At 59.6% G+C, this 399-nt stretch carries 1 pseudogene; it reads right to left on the bottom strand.

Features of this window, described 5'->3' with window-relative positions:
- Window positions 1-64: 64 nt before the first annotated feature.
- Window positions 65-211 (bottom strand): annotated as a pseudogene (locus tag AB4Z35_RS30955) (class II aldolase/adducin family protein); the annotation flags it as partial.
- Window positions 212-399: the final 188 nt, after the last annotated feature.

A 399-nucleotide genomic window follows, 5' to 3' on the forward strand; every position in this document is an offset into this window, starting at 1 on the left:
AATAATCCCCTGTGGGAGCGAGCTTGCTCGCGATGAGGCAGGCACAAACAACCCGAGATTCCGATCAGTCCCGATACCCAGGCGCCACTCGATCCAGCATTCGCAACAACGCCGCCCACGCCAATTGCATGGCATCCGGATCACTCAACTCCCCATCCTCCAACGGCCGCCCAGGATCATTGAACTGCCGTTCGGTGCGCGCGCAGACCTCCCACAGTTGATCCGGGTTGCCACACATTCTGTGTACGACGCGAATCCCCTGTGGGAGCGAGCTTGCTCGCGATGAGGCAGGCACAAACAACCCGAGATTCCGATCAGTCCCGATACCCAGGCGCCACTCCCAGCATTATTCGCAACAACGCCGCCCACGCCAATTGCATGGCATCCGGATCACTCAAC

The organism is Pseudomonas sp. KB_15, from assembly GCF_052114525.1.
Classification (GTDB): domain Bacteria; phylum Pseudomonadota; class Gammaproteobacteria; order Pseudomonadales; family Pseudomonadaceae; genus Aquipseudomonas.